Below are 17,860 nucleotides of genomic sequence, written 5' to 3'. Positions count from 1 at the left end.
CTGGGCTGATCCTATGGATCCAGGTTGGGGGCATCGAGCTCGGGAGCGCCGTAGCTGCCGCCTGCCAGGGGCTTGCAGGCGCCCAGCCCTTCGATCAGCGCCTGGCGCAGCCCCGGTGTGCAGGCGATCAGCTTGCCGCTGGCCAGCTCCGCCGGACCGCCGTCGTAGGCGCACACCACCCCGCCGGCTTGCTCCACGAGCACCACGCCGGCGGCAAGATCCCAGGGCGAGAGCCCCCGCTCCCAGTAGCCATCCAACCGGCCGTCGGCCACAAAGGCCAGATCCACCGCAGCGGCACCGGCCCGCCGCACCCCCCGGGTGCGATGGGTGAACCAGGCGAATTCGGCGTAGTTGTTGTCGACGCGGGTGTGACGGTCGTAGGCGAAGCCGGTGACCAGCAGCGACTGGCTGAGTTCGCTGCAGTCGCTCACCCGGATCGGGCTGTTGTTGGCCCAGGCCCCCAACCCCGGCGCCGCCCAGTAGAGCTGCTCCAGCGCTGGCACTGCCAGGGCCCCCAGCAGCGGCTGGCCATTCCAGGTGAGGCCCACCGAGGTGCCGAAGAACGGAAACCGATGGGCGTAGTTGGTGGTGCCATCGAGTGGGTCCACGCACCACTCCAGCGGTGAACCTTGGCCCTGGCGCCGACCACTCTCCTCCGCCAGCACCCCCAGTTCGGGCGTATCCTGCTCGAGCACCGCCAGCACGGCCTGCTCCGCCGCCACATCGGCTTCGGTCACCAGGTCGCCGGCCCGGCCCTTCTCGCGGATCCGCTCCAGGTGGCCGAAGTGATGGCGCAGCTGCTCGGCGCCGGCCTCCGCCGCCCGGCGGGCTACGGCGGCGAGCCGCTCGAGTTCAACGGCAGGCAGCTCCGAGGCTTCCCAGGCCTGGTTTGAAAGGCTGGCCGGATGGGTGGGGAAGTCAGTCATTCGTCGTCGAGGGGCAGGCCAGGGCGCACCTTGCCGCGGCCGAAGTGGCGACCGAACTGCAGCTCGTACACCTCGTCTTCGTCCTGGGTTTCCACCTCCAGCGGACCGGTGGCACGCGCGACGCAGAGAAGGCCGTAGCCGCGGCCGCGCAATTCGCGCGACAGCCCCAGCGCTTCCCGCTGGTCGATCTCCCCGGAGATCACCCGCACGGCGCAGGCTGTGCAGCAGCCATTGCGGCAGCTGAAGGGCAGGGCATCGCCCTGCTGTTCAAAGCTGCGCAGGATGTAGTCCCCCTCCGGCACCTCGTGGCGGATCACGCGGCCGGTCTGGCGCCAGTGGATCGTGATCGGGTGGCTGCGGGTCATGGTGCGAAGCGACTGGGAAGCCAGAGTCGAACTGCTACATTGCCATCTGGTTGCCCCATTTTGCCCCTGGAGAGGTGGCCGAGTGGTCGAAGGCGCAGCACTGGAAATGCTGTATAGGGGCAACTCTATCGAGGGTTCGAATCCCTCCCTCTCCGTTCAAAAGCCGGCTTTGCAGCCGGCTTTTTCATGGCAATTTCTTCGTCGGCGAAGGGTGTCGTCGATGGCCAGAATCCCGCGGTTTAATCCTCAACCGAAGCGGCCGCTGACGTAGTCCTGGGTGGCCTGCTGGGCGGGTGCATTGAAGATGCGTTCCGTGTCGTTGAACTCCACCAGATACCCCACCTTGCCGGTGCCTCCTTCCACCGCTTCCGCATTAAAGAAGGCCGTGTGATCAGCCACCCGCACCGCCTGTTGCATGTTGTGGGTCACGATGATGATGGTGTAGCTCCGTTTGAGCTCGTGCATCGTTTCTTCGATCTTGAGGGTGGAGATCGGATCGAGAGCTGAGCATGGCTCGTCCATCAGGATCACCTCCGGCTCGGTGGCGATGGCTCGGGCGATGCAGAGGCGCTGCTGCTGACCGCCCGAGAGGGCAAAGCCGCTCTCGCGCAGTTTGTCCTTGCACTCATCCCACACGGCAGCCTTGCGCAGGGATCGCTCCACCAGCTCATCCATGTCGCCTTTGAAGCCGTTGATGCGGGCACCGAAGGCGATGTTTTCGTAAATGGATTTGGGAAACGGATTGGGTTTCTGAAACACCATGCCAATGCGACGCCTCACCTCCACCGGATCCACCTTGGGGTCGTAGAGGTCGTAGCCATCGAACACCACACGGCCTTTGAGTCTGCAGCCCGGAATTAAATCGTTCATCCGGTTCAACCCCCGCAGCACGGTCGACTTGCCGCAGCCGGATGGACCGATGAACGCGGTGACCCGTCCGCGGGGAATGTCCATGAAGACATTTTTGACGGCCTCGAACTTCCCGTAGGAAATGGTGACGTTCTGCAGCGACACGCAGACGTCCTCCTTGCTGGCTTCAACGGCTGGGCTGGTGTGGAAGCTGCTGGTCATGGCTCGAGAGCAGGGAGGTGTTAAGGAAACGGGATGAGGTCGTGATCAGACTTTGGCCATCCGACTAATCCAGCGAGCCAGGAGATTGGCGCCCAGGATCATCATCACCAACACGAAGGAGGCCGCCCAGGCCAGTGCGTTCTGGGCCTCATAAGGCATGATCGCGAAGTTGAAGATCAGCACCGACATGGTGGCGATCGGGTTGAACACCCCTTCGGGCCAAAAGGGGGAGAACAGCGCGGTGAAGATCAGTGGTGCGGTTTCGCCGGCGGCTCGGGCGATCGCCAACACCACCCCCGTGGCGATGGGGGTGAAGGCTGAGGGCAGGGTGATTCGCATCACCGTCACAAACTTCGAAGCCCCCACGCCATAGGCTCCCCAGCGCAGTTCCTGGGGCACCAGCTTGAGGCCTTCATCGGTGGTTTTGATCACCGTGGGAAGCATCAGCACCGCCAGGGCGATACCGCCAGCCATGGCGCTGTAGCTCTGATCAAAAAACACCCGCGTCGCCACCACAATCCCGTAGACGAACACTCCACTGATGATCGATGGAACGCCGGCCAGGATGTCGTTGCCGAAGCTCACAAACTGAGCAAACCAACCGCGCTGGGAGTATTCGCTGAGGTAGATGCCCCCTCCTACGCCGACCGGGATGGCGATCAGGGAGGCAATCAGGGTTACCAAAAGGGTGCCGAGAATGGCATTGCCAATACCACCCCCATCGAGCCCTGGTGCCGGTGGCAGTTCGCTAAACATGCCCACGGAGATCAGTCTGCCGCCCTGCACCAGCACGTGAAACAGGACGAGCAGCAGGGGCAGAACGGCAATCACAGCAAACAAGCCAGCGATTCCGGTAAACAGTTGGTTGAGGCGGTTGCGCCGCAGGTTGGGATCAAAGTGCAGTGGCCTTCTGTCGAAGAGGGCGCTGCTGGAATAGGTGATGGGTTGGTTCGCCATGGGGGATCTCAGTAGCGCAGGCTGAGGCGACGCACGATCCATTTGGCTGTCACATTCACGGCGAACGTGAGGAACATCAGGATCAGAGCGGCATACATCAAGGCAGACACCTGAATGCCATCGGCTTCACCGAACTGATTGGCCAGCATGGAGGCGATGGTGTTGCCCGGTGCCAGCAGCGACAGGTTGAAATTGAGAGCGTTGCCGATGATCATCGTCACCGCCATGGTTTCACCCATGGCTCGACCCAACGCCAACATCACGCCCCCAGTAATGGCCGAGATCGCTGCCGGCAGGATCACACTGAAGATCGCGCCCCAGCGGGTGGTGCCAACCCCATAGGCCCCCTGCCGCAACTCAATCGGCACCTGGTTGAGCGCATCCCGAGAAATCGCCGTGATGATCGGCAGCACCATCACCACCAGGATCAGGATGGCCGGGGTCATGCCAGGGCCCTGGGGCATGGTGTTAAAAAACGGACTCCAGCCGAGCAGGCTGTGGAGCAGGTTGAGGACCGGGCGGAGTGCTGGCTCCATCACGAAGATCGCCCAGAGGCCCAGCACCACCGAGGGAATCGCTGCCAGCAGCTCCACCATCAGACCGATGGCATCCCGCACCACCGTGGGAATCAGGTCTTCGGTGATGAAGATGGCCGTACCCACTCCCAGGGGCACCGCAATCAGCAGCGACAAGAAGGACGTGACCAAGGTGCCGTAGATGGCGATGAAGGCCCCGTACTGCTCGTTGACGGGGTCCCAGGCAGAGGTGGTGAGAAAGTCCAGTCCGAAGGTGGCGATGGCCTCCCGTGCCCCCTGGAACACGGTGAGAAAGATGCCCAGCAGCACGATGGCCACCATCGAAGCCAGCACCAGGGTCAGCTGGCGAAAGCCCAGGTCCACCAGTTTTTCGGTCGGTGGACGCCGACGCAGGGTGAAGGCGTCGGCGTCCAGGGCGGGGCTTGGGTCCGTCAGCATGGGGGAAGAAGGCTTTGCATCGGTCAGCGCAGGGGTGGCCGATCCGGGCCAAATCTACGAAGAGCCCCACACCAGGTCGTTTAAGTGGTGATTAACGTCTGAGGGCCCGGTAGTTTTGGGCTCCACCGCGCGGGGCTGCAACAGCCGGTTTCATGGGTCGACGGGTTTCCTGGCACGGGTTTGCATCTCGCGGGGTGGCATGTCACGGATAGTCGGCATCGACCTGGGCACCACCAACTCGGTGGTGGCGGTGTTGGAGGGTGGCCGCCCCGCGGTGATCGCCAGCGCCGAGGGCGGCCGCACGACGCCGTCGGTGGTGGGCTTCAGCCGCGACCAGGAGCTGCTGGTGGGCCAATTGGCGCGCCGCCAGCTGGTGCTCAACCCCCGCAACACCTTCGCCAATCTCAAGCGCTTCGTGGGGCGCCAATGGGACGAACTGGAGGAGGGCAGCCTGTCGGTGCCCTACTCGGTGCGGGCCAACGAGCAGGGCAATGTGCGGGTGGTTTGTCCGGCTACCGAGCGGGAATACGCCCCGGAAGAGCTGGTTGCGAGTGTGCTGCGCAAGCTCTGCGACGACGCCGCCACCTACCTGGGGGAACCCGTTGAGGCGGCGGTGATCACCGTGCCGGCTTATTTCAACGACGCCCAGCGCCAGGCCACCCGGGATGCCGGCCGGCTGGCGGGCATCAGCGTCGAGCGCATCCTCAACGAGCCCACGGCAGCGGCCCTCGCCTACGGCTTCGACCGCAGCACGGTGAAGCGGGTGCTGGTGTTCGACCTGGGCGGCGGCACCTTCGATGTGTCGGTGCTGCGCATCGCCCAGGGGGTGTTCGATGTGAAGGCCACCAGCGGCGACACCCAGCTCGGCGGCAACGACTGGGATCGCCGCATCGTCGACTGGCTGGCTGATGCCTTCCAGGCGGAGCACGGCATCGACCTGCGCCGTGACCGCCAGGCCCTGCAGCGCCTCACTGAGGCGTCGGAGAAGGCCAAGATCGAGCTGAGCGGCGTGCAGAGCACGCCCATCTCGCTGCCTTTCATCGCCACCGGACCCGACGGGCCGCTGCACATCGAAACCACCCTGGAGCGCCGGGTGTTTGAGGGGCTCTGCCCCGACCTGCTCGATCGGCTGTTGCGGCCGGTGCAGCGGGCCCTGCGCGATTCCGGCCTCGCAGCCGAGGACATCGACGACGTGGTGCTGGTGGGCGGCTCCACCCGCATGCCGATGGTGCAGGAGATGGTGCGCACCCTCATCCCCCTGGAGCCCTGCCAGTCGGTGAATCCCGATGAGGTGGTGGCGATCGGCGCGGCGGTGCAGGCCGGCATCCTCACCGGCGAGCTGCGCGATCTGATGCTCAACGACGTCACCCCCCTGTCGCTGGGTCTGGAGACCATCGGCGGCGTGATGAAGGTGCTGATCCCTCGCAACACGTCCATTCCGGTGCGCAAGAGCGACCTGTTCAGCACCTCCGAAGCCAATCAGAGCTCGGTGGAGATCCATGTGCTGCAGGGGGAGCGGCAGATGGCGGACGACAACAAGAGTCTGGGCCGCTTCCGCCTGTCTGGCATCCCGCCGGCGCCCCGGGGCGTGCCCCAGGTGCAGGTCTCGTTTGACATTGATGCCAATGGCTTGCTGCAGGTGTCGGCCACCGACCGCACCACCGGCCGGCAGCAGAGCGTCAGCATTCAGGGCGGCTCCAACCTCAGCGAGGAGGAGATCACCAAGCTGATCGAAGAGGCGGAGCAGAAGGCCAGCGAAGATCGCCGCAAGCGGTCTGAGATCGATCGTCGCAATCGGGCCCAGACCCTGGTGGCCCAGGCGGAGCGCCGGCTCAGGGATGCCGCCCTGGAGCTGGGGCCCTATGGCGCCGAGCGGCAGCAGCGCTCGGTGGAGATGGCCCTGCGCGACGTGCAGGACCTGCTCGCTGCCGACGACCTGGTGGAGCTGGAACTGGCGGTGAGCCAGCTGCAGGAGGCCCTGTTTGGGCTCAACCGGCGTCTGTTGAGTGAGCGCAAGGCCGAACAGGGGCCCCTGCAGGGCCTCAAAAACACCCTGGGCTCCCTCAAGGATGAGTTGTTTGCCGACGACGACTGGGACGACTGGAACCGCCCCGGCAGCGACCCCTGGGCCATGCCACCGTCGCGTTATGACCGCGAGCCCAGCTATCGCGAGCCCAGCTATCGGGAACCTCCCTATCGCGAACCCGAAGCTTTGGTGCGTGAACGCCCGCCCCGGGTGGATGACGACCCTTGGGGGGATGGGTCCTACCGGTGACGCGTAGCCCCGCCGCCCCGTCCGACTACTGGTCGGTGCTGGGCCTTGAGCCCGGCGCCGACGCCAGCAGCCTCAAGCGGGCCTTTCGCGCCCAGGCCCGCCGCTGGCATCCCGACCTCAACGGCAATGACCCGCTGGCAGAGGAGCGCTTCAAGCTGGTCAACGAGGCCTATGCGGTGCTGTCCGACCCGCGCCGCCGCCAGGCCTGGGAGGCCGGCGATCCTGGTGGTGACGCTCCTGGCCGCGAGCCGCAGGATCCCTTCGCCACCGGCTTTCCCGACTTCGAGGAGTACCTCGACGCTCTGTTCGGTGAGCGGCGCCGTTCCCGTCGGCCCTCCAGCGCTGATTTTGGGCCCCCTGGACGCGACGACGAGGCTGCCCCGGAGCCCGACGCCGAGCCAGAGGGACACGAGCGAGAGGCTCCGGGCTCGGTGACGGCCTCGCCGCCGCCGCCGCTGCCGGTGCAGGCCTCCAGCGACCAAGAGAGCCTGGTGGAGCTCAGCCCCGAGCAGGCCCTGCAGGGGGAGCGGGTGGAGTTGGAGCTTGCCGATGGCACGGCGGTGGAGGTGTGGACCCCACCCCTGGCGGGCGATGGCTGGCGGCTGCGGCTCGCGGGGGTGACCCCCGGCGGCGGCGACCACTTCCTGCAATTGCGGGTGCGCACGGAGGAGGGGCTGCGCATCGATGGCCTGCGTGTGCTCTACCCGCTGGAGCTCAGCCCAGCGGAAGCCGCCCTGGGCGCCGAGGTGGTGGTGCCAACTTTGCGGGGGCCGGTGAAGCTGCGGGTGCCGCCGGGCTCCTCGAGCGGCCGGCTGCTGCGCCTGCGGGGCCGTGGCCAGGAGTGGGGGGAGCAGCGCGGCGACCAGCTGGTGGAGGTGCGCATCGTGGTGCCCGAGGAGTTGGGCGACGCCGAAGCCGCCCTGTATCGCCGCCTGCAGGAACTGGCCGACGATCCCGACGGTCTGCACCGGTGACACACTGAGGGTCCTCTGCCCTTTGCCGCGATCCATGCCGGTGCACGTGATGCTGTTCGATGCCGGAAGTGACCAGGAAGGCATCCATTCGCTGGAGCTCAATGGCCGCACCGTGGTGCTGCTGTTTGAGGACCGCGATGACGCGGAGCGCTATGCCGGACTGTTGGAGGCCCAGGACTTTCCCGTGCCCACCGTGGAGCCGCTCGACCGGGAGGAGATGGAGTTGTTTTGCAGCCAGGCGGGGTACGAGGCCCGTTTCGTGCCGGCGGGGTTTCTGCCCCAGAGCGCCGAAGATCGCCTGCTGATTGCGCCGCCCGAGCGCAACATGGACGTCGCCAAATGGCAGGAGCAGCAGGCGGCCGAGACTGCTGAGAGTTCTGGCGACCCCAGCCTGGAGGCCTTTCGCCGCCAGCTCGAGGGCCTGTTGTGAGCGGGGCCGCGGCCGGCGCAGACCGCGGCCACCTGCTCACCGAACAGGCCAATCCCCTCAGCGAGCGGCTCGACCAGCTGCCCACCGACGCGTTGGTGGCTCTGTTCTGCGCCAACGACCGGGAGCCCCAACGGGCCCTAGAGGCGGCGGCTCCGGCGCTTACGGCCGCCGTGGATGCCATTGCGACGCGGCTTGCGATCGGCGGGCGGCTGTTTTATCTGGGCGCCGGCACATCCGGCCGGCTGGGGGTGCTCGATGCGGCCGAATGCCCGCCCACCTTCTGCACGTCGCCGGAGTTGGTGCAGGGCGTGCTAGCTGGCGGGGCGCCCGCCCTGTTGCGCAGCTCGGAGGGGCTGGAGGATCTGGCCGAGGCCGGCCAGCACGATCTGGAAGAGCGGGGCTTCGGCCCTGGCGATTGCCTGGTGGGCATCGCCGCCGGCGGCACCACGCCCTACGTGCTCGGCGCCTTGCGCCACGCCCAGGCAACCGGTGCCCTGGCGATTGCCATGGCCTGCGTGCCCGCCAACCAGGCCCCCATGCCCTGTGACATCGACATCCGCCTGCTGACGGGCCCTGAGCTGCTGGCTGGCTCCACCCGGCTTAAGGCCGGCACCGCCACCAAGATGGCCCTCAACCTGTTGTCCACCGGCGTGATGGTGCGGCTGGGCAAGGTGCACGGCAACCGCATGGTGGATGTGGCCGTGACCAACACCAAGCTCGAAGATCGGGCCCTGCGCATCCTGCAGGACCTGGCCGGGCTGCGCCGCGAGCAGGGCGCTCAGCTGCTGGAGCAGGCGGGTGGTTCGGTGAAGCTCGCGCTGCTGATGGCGGCCTCAGGCATGGATCCTGGCTCAGCCGCCGCCCATATGGCCCAGCATGGCCCCAGCCTGCGGGCGGCTCTGCAGGCCTGCGGTGCTCAGTTGAACGGTCTGGCTCAGTTGAACGAGCCCCAGTAGGGCGCGGTGAACAGGTCGACCTGGCGGCGGGTGCTGGCCGGCACCTGCTCTTTGGGGGTCATCAGGGCGTGGCGCAGGGCCTGGTGGGCGCTGCTGGTGGGGCGCTGGGCCGCTACCCGTTCGGCCGCCACCCGCACGATCTGTTGGGCCAGGCTGGCGTTCGCGTGCAGGTTGGCAATCACCATCTCCACCGTCACCGAGGCGTGTTCCTGGTGCCAGCAGTCGTAGTCGGTCACCATCGCCAGGGTGGCGTAGGCGATCTCAGCTTCCCGGGCCAGGCGCGCTTCGGTGTGGTTGGTCATGCCGATCACGGCACAGCCCCAGGAGCGGTAGAGCTCCGATTCGGCGCGGGTGGAGAAGGCCGGACCCTCCATGCAGAGGTAGGTGCCGCCGCGGTGCAGTTGGCGGCCGGTGGGCATCAGGCTTTCGCCCACATCGGCCAGCAGCCGGCTGAGCACCGGACAGAAGGGATCGGCGAAGCCCACGTGGGCCACCAGCCCGTCGCCAAACAGGGTGAGCGGGCGCTGGTGGGTGCGATCGATGAATTGATCCGGCACCACCATGTCGAGCGGCCGAAACTGCTCCTGCAGGGATCCCACTGCCGACAAGGACAGGATCCAGCGCACGCCCAGGGAGCGCAGGGCCCAGAGGTTGGCGCGATAGGGCACCTCCGTGGGGGTGTGGCTGTGGTGCCGGCCGTGGCGGGCCAGGAACACAACCTCCAGATCGCCGATCTTGCCCAGTCGCAGGGAATCGGAGGGAGGCCCGTAGGGCGTGTCGATCGTCAGCTCCTGTACATCCTCCAGGCCCTCCATCGCGTAAAGGCCACTGCCTCCCAGGATTCCAAGCCGGGCACGGCTCAGATCGAGACCGCTGGGCGAGTCGGACGTGGGGCTGCTCATCGGCGAGGCGACCGCATGGCTCTCCATTTTCAACACGCGCATTCCCCCACCCCATACAGTCGGCTTTTACGCACAGCAACCGTGACCAAAGCCGTGATGGAGACCGAGGCCGGAACCATCGAACTCGACCTGTTCGAGAGCGATGCGCCCAACACCGTGGCCAACTTCACCAAGCTCGCCAAGGAGGGCTTCTACGACGGACTGGCCTTCCATCGTGTGATCCCCGGTTTCATGGCCCAGGGCGGCTGCCCCAACAGCCGGGAAGGCTCCCGCGGTACGGCTGGCACCGGTGGCCCCGGCTACCAGATCGATTGTGAGATCAACAGCCAGAAGCATCAGGCCGGCACCCTGGCGATGGCCCACGCCGGCAAGAACACCGGTGGTTCGCAGTTTTATATCTGCCACGGCGCCCAGCCCCACCTCGATGGCGTGCACACCGTGTTTGGCCACACCGGCAACATGGACGTGGTGCTCGCCCTCAAGAACGGCAGTCGCATCACCAAGGTGACTGTTCAGGATTGAAGATCCTCCAGCCAGGACTGCGTTAGCGCCAGACCAGAAAGGCGCCGGGTTGAACCTTCAACTCGGCGCCCAGTTCGCTGAGGGAGCGCTGCTGGCGCTCCAGGTCAGCGCTGGGGTGACTGCTCCGCTGGGCATCCGGAGCCAGCAGCAGGCTGACGGCGCTGGTGTGGCTCCAGTGCGCCATCTGGCTGAGGGCTGCCCCCACGGCTCCCACTCCACCCCGTGTCTGGTCGAGGCCGCTGAGCACCACCGCCAGCGCCGGTTGGTTGAGCAGGGCCAGCAGGCGCGGGTGCTCCTCACGCTCCACCTGAAGCCCCTGCGCCTGCGCCCACTGCTGGAGGGCGTCCAGCTGGGTGGCAATCGCCACCGTGCTGAGCTCCGTGCTGAGCTCAGTGCTGTGCTGCTCGGCGGTGCTGTGCCAGGCCAGCACCGCCGTGGGTCCACCGATGGGGCAGGACGGCCCATCACCCATCAGGTGTCCCAGCTTGATGCGCTTGGTTTGCAGGTAGGCGGCGTTGTGGCTGCCGGGATCCATCACCAGCGGCACCCGGTCTTCCACCTTCAGGCCGTAGCCGCCCAGACCGGCGATCTTGCGCGGGTTGTTGGTGATCAGGCGCAGGCGGTTCACCCCCAGATCGCTGAGGATCTGGGCACCGACGCCGTAGTTGCGCAGGTCGGCGGGGAAGCCGAGGCGCTCGTTGGCCTCCACCGTGTCGAGGCCTGTGTCCTGGAGGGAATAGGCCTTGAGTTTGTTGATCAGGCCAATGCCGCGGCCCTCCTGGCGCAGATACACCACCACGCCTTCGCCGGCCGCTTCGATCATGCGCAGGGCGGTTTCCAGTTGGGGCCGGCAGTCGCAGCGCAGGGAGCCGAAGGCATCGCCGGTGAGACATTCGCTGTGCACCCGCACCAGCACCGGGGCTTCAGCCCGCTCGGGTTGCCCCTTCACGATCGCGATATGTTCGCTGCCATCGAGCTCGTTGCGGTAGCCGATGGCTCGGAAGTCGCCAAAGGCGCTGGGCAAGGTGGCTTCCGCCTGGCGGCGTACGAAACGCTCGGTGTCGAGGCGGTAGCGGATCAGGTCGGCAATGCTGATCAGCCTTAATCCGTGGCGCCTCGCGTACACGGCCAGCTGGGCCAGCCGGGCCATGGAGCCGTCGCTGTTCTGGATTTCACAGATCACCCCGGCCGGGTAGAGGCCGGCCAGGCGAGCCAGGTCGACGGCGGCTTCGGTGTGACCAGCCCGCTTCAACACGCCGCCCTGCTTGGCCCGCAGCGGAAAGATGTGGCCGGGCCGGCGCAGATCGTTGGGACGGGTGTGGGGATGGATCGCCACCTGGATGGTGCGGGCCCGATCCTCCGCGGAGATGCCGGTGCTCACCCCGTTCTCAGCACCCGCATCCACGCTCACGGTGAAGGCGGTCTGGTTGCTGTCGGTGTTGCGATCCACCATCAGCGGCAGATCGAGGGCATCGAGCCGCTCGCCCTCCATCGCCAGACAGATCAGGCCCCGAGCCTCGATGGCCATGAAGTTGATCTGCTCGGGCGTGGCGAACTGGGCCGCGCAGATCAGGTCGCCCTCGTTTTCGCGGTTTTCGTCGTCCACCACCACGATCGACTCGCCGTTGCGGATCGCCGCCAGGGCATCGGCGATCGAGTCGAAACGGATGCCGGGGTCGTGGGAGGGGAGGGGCTGGTCGCGCAGGAGGGTCAACGGAGTGCGGGTGGGGCCTGAGCCCTGGCGCAATCATCCTTTATAAAGCCCGGGTCGTCCTTCCCCGCGGCTCTGCCATGGCCAACAAGCGCGTTGCGGTGATCGGGGCCAGTGGTTACGGCGGGCTCCAAACCTTGCGGCTGCTGCACCAGCACCCAAACCTGGACGTCACGTTCCTGGGCGGCGAGCGCAGCAGCGGCAAGCGCTGGAGCGAACTGGTGCCCTTCCTGCCCCTGGCCGGTGACCCCGTGGTGCAGACCCCGGAGCCCGACGCCATCGCCGAGGCGGCGGATCTGGCAGTGCTCAGCCTGCCCAACGGTGTGGCGGCCCAGCTGGTGCCTCTCCTGCTCGAGCGCGGCGTGCGGGTGGTGGATCTCTCCGCCGACTACCGCTACAGCTCTTTGGCCCAGTGGCAAGAGGTGTACGCCACCGAGGCCCGCCAGGTGCCCCGCAGCGACGGCGACCTGTGCAGTGAGGCTGTCTACGGGCTGCCGGAATGGGAGGCGGATGCGATCCGTCGCGCCCGCCTGGTGGCCGCCCCCGGATGCTTCCCCACCGCATCCCTGTTGGGGCTGCTCCCCTTTTTGAAGCAGGGCTTGATCGACACCGGCGGCATCGTGATCGACGCCAAGACCGGTACCTCCGGCGGAGGACGGGCCGCCAAGGAGCACCTGCTGCTGGCCGAGTGCTCCGAGTCGGTGGCGCCCTATGGCGTGGTGGGCCACCGCCACACCAGCGAGATCGAGCAGTTGGCGGGTCGAGTGGCCGGCCGCGAGATCCAGCTGCAGTTCACGCCCCACCTGATGCCGATGGTGCGGGGTCTGTTAGCCACCGTGTATTGCCGCCTGCGGGATCCGGGCCTCACCGCTGAAGACTGCGCCACCCTGCTGGCCTCGGCCTACCGCCAGGCTCCCTGCGTGGAGGTGCTGCCGGTGGGCACCTACCCCTCCACCAAGTGGGTGCGCCAGACCAACCGGGCCCTGCTGTCGGTGCAGGTTGATCCCCGCACGGGCCAGCTGATCGTGATGGGCGCGATCGACAACCTGGTGAAGGGTCAGGCGGGCCAGGGGGTGCAGTGCCTGAATTTGATGGCGGGCTTGGAGTCCACGACGGGTCTGCCGTTATTGCCCTTCTATCCCTGAGCCCGCTCAGCCAGGCTTGCCAAGCTGCTGGGCGGTGAGGGCTACGGCCAGGGGCAGGATCCGGTGCTCCTGCATCTGAATCCGGCGGGTGAGGCTGGCGTGGTCGTCGCCAGCCAGCACGGGCACGGCCGCCTGCACCAAAATTCTGCCGGCATCCACCTCCTCGCTCACCAGGTGGGCCGTGCAGCCGGCCAGGGTCACCCCGGCCGCCAGGGCCTGACCTACCGCATCGAGGCCCCGGAAGCTGGGCAGCAGGGAGGGATGAATGTTGAGCAGCCGGTCTGGGAAGGCGCCGATCAGAGTGGGGGTGACCACCCGCATCCACCCCGCCATCACCACCAGATCCACGGCAGCTGCCTGAAAGCTGGCCACCAGGGCCCGGTCGAGCTGGTCGCGGCTGGGATGGTTCCGGTGATCGTGCAGCTGGCAGGGAATGCCCAGCCGCTCAGCCCGCTGCTGGGCACCGCAGCCGCCAATGTTCACCACCAGCAGGGCCACTTCGGCCTGGAGGTTGCCTTGCCGGCAGGCCTGCACCAGGGCCTCGAAGTTGCTGCCGGCACCGGAGGCCATCACCCCCAGCCGCAGGAGGCTGGGCTCCGGTGCGCAGGCCGTTGCATGGGCTTCTCGGCAATCCGGTGGCAACGGCCACTGGACGCAGGGCCCTTGATCGCTAGGGTCTGAAAAAGCGGACATTCTGCCGTGTCCCACCTCTCCATCCTGCCAACCGTGCTTCGCGATGCCGAGGGACTCGCAGCCAGCCTGGCGGCTCTGGGCCATTCCCCGGAGTGGGGCGGCCAGCTGGAGGGTTTCGCCGGCGAGACCCAGCCTGTCGACTTGCAGGTGACCCTTTCAAGTGGCGTGCAGCTCGGCTGGACGCGCCACACGGATGGATCCCTTGCCTTGGTGGGCGATCTGCAGCGGCTGAGCCGCTCCCAGACCCTGCAGCGTCTGCTGGGCGCCATCACCCGCCGCTACGCCGCTGAGATGGCCCTGCGCGAAGCGGCCAGCCAGCTGTCGGGGGCCCAGGTGAGCGTGGTGCTCTGACGCCTGCTTGTGCCAGAGCGATCCGTGCCAGAGCCCGTGCCCGCGTTTCACCTGGATCTCACGGCCTGCCACCAGCACCTGGTGCGGGTGCGCCTCAGCCACACCCCCAGTCGTTCCTGTCTGCGCCTGTCTCTGCCGTCCTGGACCCCGGGCTCCTACCTGATCCGCGACTATGTCCGTCAGCTTGAGGGGCTGACAGTCAGGCAGGGGGGGCGGACCCTTGAGCCCCGTCGACTCACCCCGAGCCGTTGGCAGCTCGAGCTGCCCAGCCTCGAGCCGCTGGAGATCCACTACGCGGTGCTGGCCACCGAGCTCACGGTGCGCACCTGCCACCTCGACGGCGACCATGGCTTTCTGGCCTTGGCGGCGGTGGCCCTGGAGCTGGAGGGGGAGCGCTGGACGCCCCACCGCCTGCAGCTTTCGCTCCCGACTGGGTGGCAGGCCTTCGTGCCCCTGCCGGAGGCCCCGCAGGGCGATGCCACCGGGGCTGAAGGCGGCGGCTGGCTGGCCCGCGACTTCGATCAGCTGCTGGACACGCCGGTCGAGGCCGGCCCCCACCGCGCCCACGCCTTCAGCGTTGCCGGCGTGCCCCACCGCTGGGTGAGCTGGGGCTCCGATCTGCAAGGACGTGATCCCGTTGACGCCGATCCGCGCTGGCTTAAGGATCTCGAGCAGGTCTGCCTGGCCTGTTGCCGCCTGATGGAGGTGGAGCGGCCGGCGGCGGATCACTACCTGGTTGTGCTGCACCTCACCGACAGCGGCTATGGCGGCCTGGAGCACGATCTCAGCACGGTGTTGCAGTTCGGTCGGCGGTCTTTGGGCCGACCGGAGGGGCGCCGCAAGTTGCTGCAGCTCGCCGCCCACGAATACCTGCATCAGTGGAACGTGCGGCGGTTACGCCCCGCCGAGCTCACGCCCTATCGCTACGACCAGGCGGTGGTGGTCCCCACGCTTTGGTTCGCCGAGGGCGTGACCAGCTATGTCGATCAGCTGTTGCCCCACAGCGCCGGGTGCAGCACCGAGAAGGAGGTGCTCGAGGATCTGGGCGCCGACTTGAGCCGTTACCTGCTCAGCCCTGGCCGGCGGGTGCAGAGCCTGCGCTCCAGCAGCGAGGAGGCCTGGGTGAAGCTCTACCGGCCCGATGCCTATTCGCCGAACAGCCAGATCAGCTACTACCTCAAGGGAGCGGTGCTGGCCCTGGTGCTGGATCTGCACCTGCGTCGCGTTGGGGCCTGCCTGCCCCAGGTGCTGCGCGAGTTGTGGGCCAGCCATGGGGCTGGGGGCCGGGGTTACCGGGACGTGGATCTGATCGATGCGTTTGCCCGCCATGCCGCCGATCTGGCCGTGCTGCTGCCGCAGTGGCTCAACAGTTGCGACGATCCACCGCTGCAGGCCTATCTGGCGGATGTGGGCCTGCGGCTGGAACCCCAGCTGGCCCCCAGCCAGGAGTTGGGCTGCCGGCTGGAGCCTGGGGCCGCTGGCCTGACGCTGCAGCGGGTTGTCCGCGATGGCCCAGCCGAGCGGGCGGGCCTGGCCGTTGGCGATGAATGGCTCGCCCTCGATGGCATGCGTGTGCGCAACGTCGACGACATCGCGGATCTGCTTCGGCCGGAGCGTCCTCTGAGTGGCCACGCGTTGCTGTTTTGCCGGGACGGACGGGTGCGTACCACCACCCTCCTGCCCGAGGCGCCAGCCGTGGAGCGCTGGACTCTGGATCTGGACCCCGCATCCGGCGAGGCGACGGCACCCCAGCGCCAGCGGTGGCTGACCCTGGAGGTCCCATGACCGCCTCCCCCCGCCCCCTGTGGTTGGCCCTGGCCGCAGGCGCCATGGTCGCCCTGGGGGGAATGGGCTGGTTGGCCCGGGAGTTGTCGGCAGAAGCCAGCGGCGGCCGCAAGCGCCCCAGCCTGCTGGAGCTGCTGGAGGAGGTGCGTCAGCCGCCCGCGGCTCCGGAGCCGGGCCGGCGTGCGGCCCCGGGCCCGCCGAGACAGGCCAGCTGGCAATCGCCTCTGCGCAGCAGTTGCACGATCACCGATCCCGCCCAACGCACCCGGCTGCAGGCCCTGGTGAGCGAGGTGCAGACCTCGCCGGCCCGGGTCCAGATCCACCCCACCAACTACGGCGAGCGGTTCATCCGGGATGCCTATGGCAACCCCATCGACCCCACTCCCCAGCTGGTGGTGCTGCACGAGACGGTGTACGGGATCGGCTCGGCGATCAACACCTTCCTCACCCCCCATCCGCGCGATGACGACCAGGTGAGCTACCACTCCCTCATTGGTGGGGATGGCTCAGTGGTGCAGGTGCTGGATCCCGCCAAGCGCGCCTTTGGCGCCGGCAATTCGGCCTTCAATGGCCGCTGGGTGGTGACTAACGCCAAGGCGAGCGGCTCTGTCAACAACTTCGCCTTGCACGTCAGCCTGGAAACGCCCCTTGATGGCGAGGGCCAGAATCCGACCCACAGCGGCTATTCCGCGGCCCAGTACGACGCCTTGGCGGCCCTGCTGGCCGGCTGGATGCAGCGCTACGGGATCCCGGCCGACCACATCACCACCCATCGAGCCGTGGATCTGGGCGGCGAGCGGGCCGATCCCCGCAGTTTTCAGTGGTCAGCCTTGCAACAGCGCCTCCAGAACCTGGGAATGCTGTGTTCTGGCCGATCAGATCAGGGGTGAAGGCGCCGCTTTGCGCCTGGAGTACATCAGGGCGTGCAGCTCGGCATCCTGCATGGCGCGCAGGATGCGGCGGGGGTAGTCGAGCTTGCCGTTGTGCAGATAGGCCAGGGTGGCCAGCGCTTTGGCATCCCGTTGGCTCTTGCTGGCCTGCAGCTGGCGCTTCGGCAAGTTCAACTCCCGGCTCAGGCGCGCGAATTTGCCCACCAGCAGCACCACGTTCTGCTCGGGGTCGAGCAAGGCATCACGGGCCTGGCTGATCTCGGCATCGGAGGCATCGGGCTTCAGCAGACCCTGGTGGACCATTTCACCCAGGCCGAGCTGGGCCGGGCCGTGGGTGCTGAACAACCCGGAGTGGGCTGCCAGGGGCAGATCTTCGCCGGGCTTGGCGTGGCGCATTTCGTCGAAGAGAATCGCCGCCACCAGCATTGGATTCACGCGTTGGCGTTGGCTTTCGGCCAGGATCACTGGCCTCAGATCGGCGATGCGCCCAAGGGTGTGGGAGCGCAGGGGCTCGAGTTGGTCGATGCCGCTGGTGAAAAGCTGGGCCAGCCGTGGCTGGGGCCCGTGCACGCCAAACCGCCGCTTGAGTTCGCTGAGCTCGGCTGCCGAGAACTGCAGGGGGTCGACTTGGTCGCTTGCGCCTTGGGCGTTGCTGATGCTGCCGCTCAGACCAGGGTCAAGCAGCAGCAGGGGCTTGCTGGGGCCACCGGTGAACGGCAGGGTAGCCACGGCCAGAAGGGCTGCCGTCAGCCCAGTGGGGCGCCGAACCCCTACCAGGCGCTTGCCCCAGGCAAGCCAGCTCCGGTGGCTGAAACGGTTCGACACACAAGTCTTAAATTCCCAAACTGATCTTAAGGAATTGTCTGGGTTTTTCTTGGCCCAGGGAACGGTCTGACGTCCGGCCCCTGCTCCTGCGCTGGTGCAGGGCGGGGT

18 protein-coding genes and 1 tRNA gene are annotated in these 17,860 nt (G+C 67.3%); 10 read left to right on the top strand and 9 right to left on the bottom strand.

Annotation, left to right across the window (positions count from 1 at the left end; translation table 11 throughout):
• Nucleotides 1–11 precede the first annotated feature (11 nt).
• Nucleotides 12–926: an inositol monophosphatase family protein gene (locus tag KBY65_RS00270; RefSeq protein WP_255000026.1), complete on the bottom strand. Its 915-nt coding sequence runs from the start codon at nt 924–926 to the stop codon at nt 12–14.
• Nucleotides 923–1,291 (bottom strand): 2Fe-2S iron-sulfur cluster-binding protein, encoded by a 369-nt coding sequence (locus KBY65_RS00265; protein WP_094560302.1) that lies wholly within the window; start codon nt 1,289–1,291, stop codon nt 923–925. The genes KBY65_RS00270 and KBY65_RS00265 overlap by 4 nt, the downstream gene beginning before the upstream one ends.
• Nucleotides 1,292–1,359: 68 nt before the next feature.
• Here KBY65_RS00265 and KBY65_RS00260 point away from each other — a divergent pair.
• A tRNA-Ser gene (locus KBY65_RS00260) sits at nt 1,360–1,446 on the top strand.
• Nucleotides 1,447–1,537: 91 nt separating this feature from the next.
• Here the strand turns inward: KBY65_RS00260 and pstB are convergent.
• Genes pstB through pstC form a run of 3 tightly spaced genes read right to left on the bottom strand, consistent with a single transcriptional unit; the run spans nt 1,538 to nt 4,293 of the window.
• Nucleotides 1,538–2,362 carry a phosphate ABC transporter ATP-binding protein PstB gene (gene pstB, locus KBY65_RS00255; RefSeq protein WP_255000025.1) on the bottom strand — a complete coding sequence of 275 codons (825 nt, stop codon included), beginning with the start codon at nt 2,360–2,362 and terminating at the stop codon, nt 1,538–1,540.
• Nucleotides 2,363–2,407: 45 nt separating this feature from the next.
• Nucleotides 2,408–3,319 carry a phosphate ABC transporter permease PstA gene (gene pstA, locus KBY65_RS00250; protein WP_094560304.1) on the bottom strand — a complete coding sequence of 304 codons (912 nt, stop codon included), beginning with the start codon at nt 3,317–3,319 and terminating at the stop codon, nt 2,408–2,410.
• A gap of 8 nt (nt 3,320–3,327) precedes the next feature.
• Nucleotides 3,328–4,293, bottom strand: coding sequence for a phosphate ABC transporter permease subunit PstC (gene pstC, locus KBY65_RS00245; RefSeq protein ID WP_255000024.1), 966 nt, complete (start codon nt 4,291–4,293; stop codon nt 3,328–3,330).
• A gap of 199 nt (nt 4,294–4,492) precedes the next feature.
• On the opposite strand from pstC, the gene dnaK reads away from it, so the two are divergent.
• From dnaK to murQ, 4 genes are read left to right on the top strand one after another with little or no spacing between them, the layout of a single operon-like run.
• Nucleotides 4,493–6,568 carry a molecular chaperone DnaK gene (gene dnaK / locus KBY65_RS00240; RefSeq protein WP_255000022.1) on the top strand — a complete coding sequence of 692 codons (2,076 nt, stop codon included), beginning with the start codon at nt 4,493–4,495 and terminating at the stop codon, nt 6,566–6,568.
• Nucleotides 6,565–7,542 carry a DnaJ domain-containing protein gene (locus KBY65_RS00235; RefSeq protein WP_254987165.1) on the top strand — a complete coding sequence of 326 codons (978 nt, stop codon included), beginning with the start codon at nt 6,565–6,567 and terminating at the stop codon, nt 7,540–7,542. The genes dnaK and KBY65_RS00235 overlap by 4 nt, the downstream gene beginning before the upstream one ends.
• Nucleotides 7,543–7,576: 34 nt before the next feature.
• Entirely contained in the window at nt 7,577–7,972 is a 396-nt protein-coding gene (locus KBY65_RS00230) for a DUF3110 domain-containing protein (protein ID WP_094560306.1), read from the top strand.
• A complete protein-coding gene (gene murQ, locus KBY65_RS00225) occupies nt 7,969–8,928 on the top strand; it encodes an N-acetylmuramic acid 6-phosphate etherase (RefSeq protein ID WP_255000021.1) in 960 nt (319 codons plus the stop codon). Before KBY65_RS00230 ends, murQ begins: the two co-directional genes overlap by 4 nt.
• On the opposite strand, the gene mtnP is transcribed toward murQ, so the two are convergent.
• Nucleotides 8,907–9,830 carry an S-methyl-5'-thioadenosine phosphorylase gene (mtnP, locus tag KBY65_RS00220; RefSeq protein WP_255000020.1) on the bottom strand — a complete coding sequence of 308 codons (924 nt, stop codon included), beginning with the start codon at nt 9,828–9,830 and terminating at the stop codon, nt 8,907–8,909. The two genes, murQ and mtnP, sit on opposite strands and share 22 nt — an antisense overlap.
• Before the next feature lie 81 nt (nt 9,831–9,911).
• Between mtnP and KBY65_RS00215 the strand changes: the two genes are divergently transcribed.
• A complete protein-coding gene (locus KBY65_RS00215) occupies nt 9,912–10,352 on the top strand; it encodes a peptidylprolyl isomerase (protein WP_094560308.1) in 441 nt (146 codons plus the stop codon).
• A gap of 22 nt (nt 10,353–10,374) precedes the next feature.
• On the opposite strand, the gene ribBA is transcribed toward KBY65_RS00215, so the two are convergent.
• Nucleotides 10,375–12,066, bottom strand: a complete 1,692-nt coding sequence (gene ribBA / locus KBY65_RS00210; RefSeq protein ID WP_261355860.1) for a bifunctional 3,4-dihydroxy-2-butanone-4-phosphate synthase/GTP cyclohydrolase II — start codon at nt 12,064–12,066, stop codon at nt 10,375–10,377.
• 77 nt (nt 12,067–12,143) lie between these two features.
• On the opposite strand from ribBA, the gene argC reads away from it, so the two are divergent.
• Nucleotides 12,144–13,208: an N-acetyl-gamma-glutamyl-phosphate reductase gene (gene argC, locus KBY65_RS00205; protein ID WP_255000019.1), complete on the top strand. Its 1,065-nt coding sequence runs from the start codon at nt 12,144–12,146 to the stop codon at nt 13,206–13,208.
• Between the two features lie 6 nt (nt 13,209–13,214).
• On the opposite strand, the gene purN is transcribed toward argC, so the two are convergent.
• Nucleotides 13,215–13,901 (bottom strand): phosphoribosylglycinamide formyltransferase, encoded by a 687-nt coding sequence (gene purN, locus KBY65_RS00200; protein WP_409996599.1) that lies wholly within the window; start codon nt 13,899–13,901, stop codon nt 13,215–13,217.
• A 6-nt stretch (nt 13,902–13,907) separates the two neighbouring features.
• On the opposite strand from purN, the gene KBY65_RS00195 reads away from it, so the two are divergent.
• The 3 genes from KBY65_RS00195 to KBY65_RS00185 are packed head-to-tail and all read left to right on the top strand — an operon-like array spanning nt 13,908 to nt 16,927.
• Complete coding sequence (locus KBY65_RS00195) at nt 13,908–14,252, top strand: DUF1257 domain-containing protein (protein ID WP_094560313.1); 345 nt, start codon at nt 13,908–13,910, stop codon at nt 14,250–14,252.
• 36 nt (nt 14,253–14,288) lie between these two features.
• The gene (locus tag KBY65_RS00190) at nt 14,289–16,037 is read left to right on the top strand and encodes a M61 family metallopeptidase (RefSeq protein ID WP_233128576.1); all 1,749 of its coding nucleotides are present in this window, start codon (nt 14,289–14,291) and stop codon (nt 16,035–16,037) included.
• Nucleotides 16,034–16,927: an N-acetylmuramoyl-L-alanine amidase gene (locus tag KBY65_RS00185; protein ID WP_094560317.1), complete on the top strand. Its 894-nt coding sequence runs from the start codon at nt 16,034–16,036 to the stop codon at nt 16,925–16,927. Before KBY65_RS00190 ends, KBY65_RS00185 begins: the two co-directional genes overlap by 4 nt.
• On the opposite strand, the gene KBY65_RS00180 is transcribed toward KBY65_RS00185, so the two are convergent.
• The gene (locus KBY65_RS00180; RefSeq protein WP_409996605.1) at nt 16,913–17,662 is read right to left on the bottom strand and encodes a helicase DnaB; all 750 of its coding nucleotides are present in this window, start codon (nt 17,660–17,662) and stop codon (nt 16,913–16,915) included. The genes KBY65_RS00185 and KBY65_RS00180 overlap by 15 nt on opposite strands.
• Nucleotides 17,663–17,860: the final 198 nt, after the last annotated feature.

Origin of the sequence: Cyanobium sp. Alchichica 3B3-8F6 (genome assembly GCF_024346435.1) — a bacterium.
Lineage (GTDB): Bacteria > Cyanobacteriota > Cyanobacteriia > PCC-6307 > Cyanobiaceae > Cyanobium_A.
The sequence above is the reverse complement of the archived record's forward strand: the minus strand, read 5'-3'. Positions and strand labels throughout refer to the sequence as shown.

Excerpts from the sequence above, each read along its gene's own strand:
- pstB (WP_255000025.1), bottom strand. The coding sequence starts at position 2,362 with ATGACCAGCAGCTTCCACACCAGCCCAGCCGTTGAAGCCAGCAAGGAG.
- KBY65_RS00185 (WP_094560317.1), top strand. The coding sequence starts at position 16,034 with ATGACCGCCTCCCCCCGCCCCCTGTGGTTGGCCCTGGCCGCAGGCGCC.
- argC (WP_255000019.1), top strand. The coding sequence starts at position 12,144 with ATGGCCAACAAGCGCGTTGCGGTGATCGGGGCCAGTGGTTACGGCGGG.
- mtnP (WP_255000020.1), bottom strand. The coding sequence starts at position 9,830 with ATGAGCAGCCCCACGTCCGACTCGCCCAGCGGTCTCGATCTGAGCCGT.
- dnaK (WP_255000022.1), top strand. The coding sequence starts at position 4,493 with ATGTCACGGATAGTCGGCATCGACCTGGGCACCACCAACTCGGTGGTG.
- KBY65_RS00230 (WP_094560306.1), top strand. The coding sequence starts at position 7,577 with ATGCCGGTGCACGTGATGCTGTTCGATGCCGGAAGTGACCAGGAAGGC.
- pstA (WP_094560304.1), bottom strand. The coding sequence starts at position 3,319 with ATGGCGAACCAACCCATCACCTATTCCAGCAGCGCCCTCTTCGACAGA.
- pstC (WP_255000024.1), bottom strand. The coding sequence starts at position 4,293 with ATGCTGACGGACCCAAGCCCCGCCCTGGACGCCGACGCCTTCACCCTG.
- purN (WP_409996599.1), bottom strand. The coding sequence starts at position 13,901 with ATGTCCGCTTTTTCAGACCCTAGCGATCAAGGGCCCTGCGTCCAGTGG.
- KBY65_RS00270 (WP_255000026.1), bottom strand. The coding sequence starts at position 926 with ATGACTGACTTCCCCACCCATCCGGCCAGCCTTTCAAACCAGGCCTGG.
- KBY65_RS00265 (WP_094560302.1), bottom strand. The coding sequence starts at position 1,291 with ATGACCCGCAGCCACCCGATCACGATCCACTGGCGCCAGACCGGCCGC.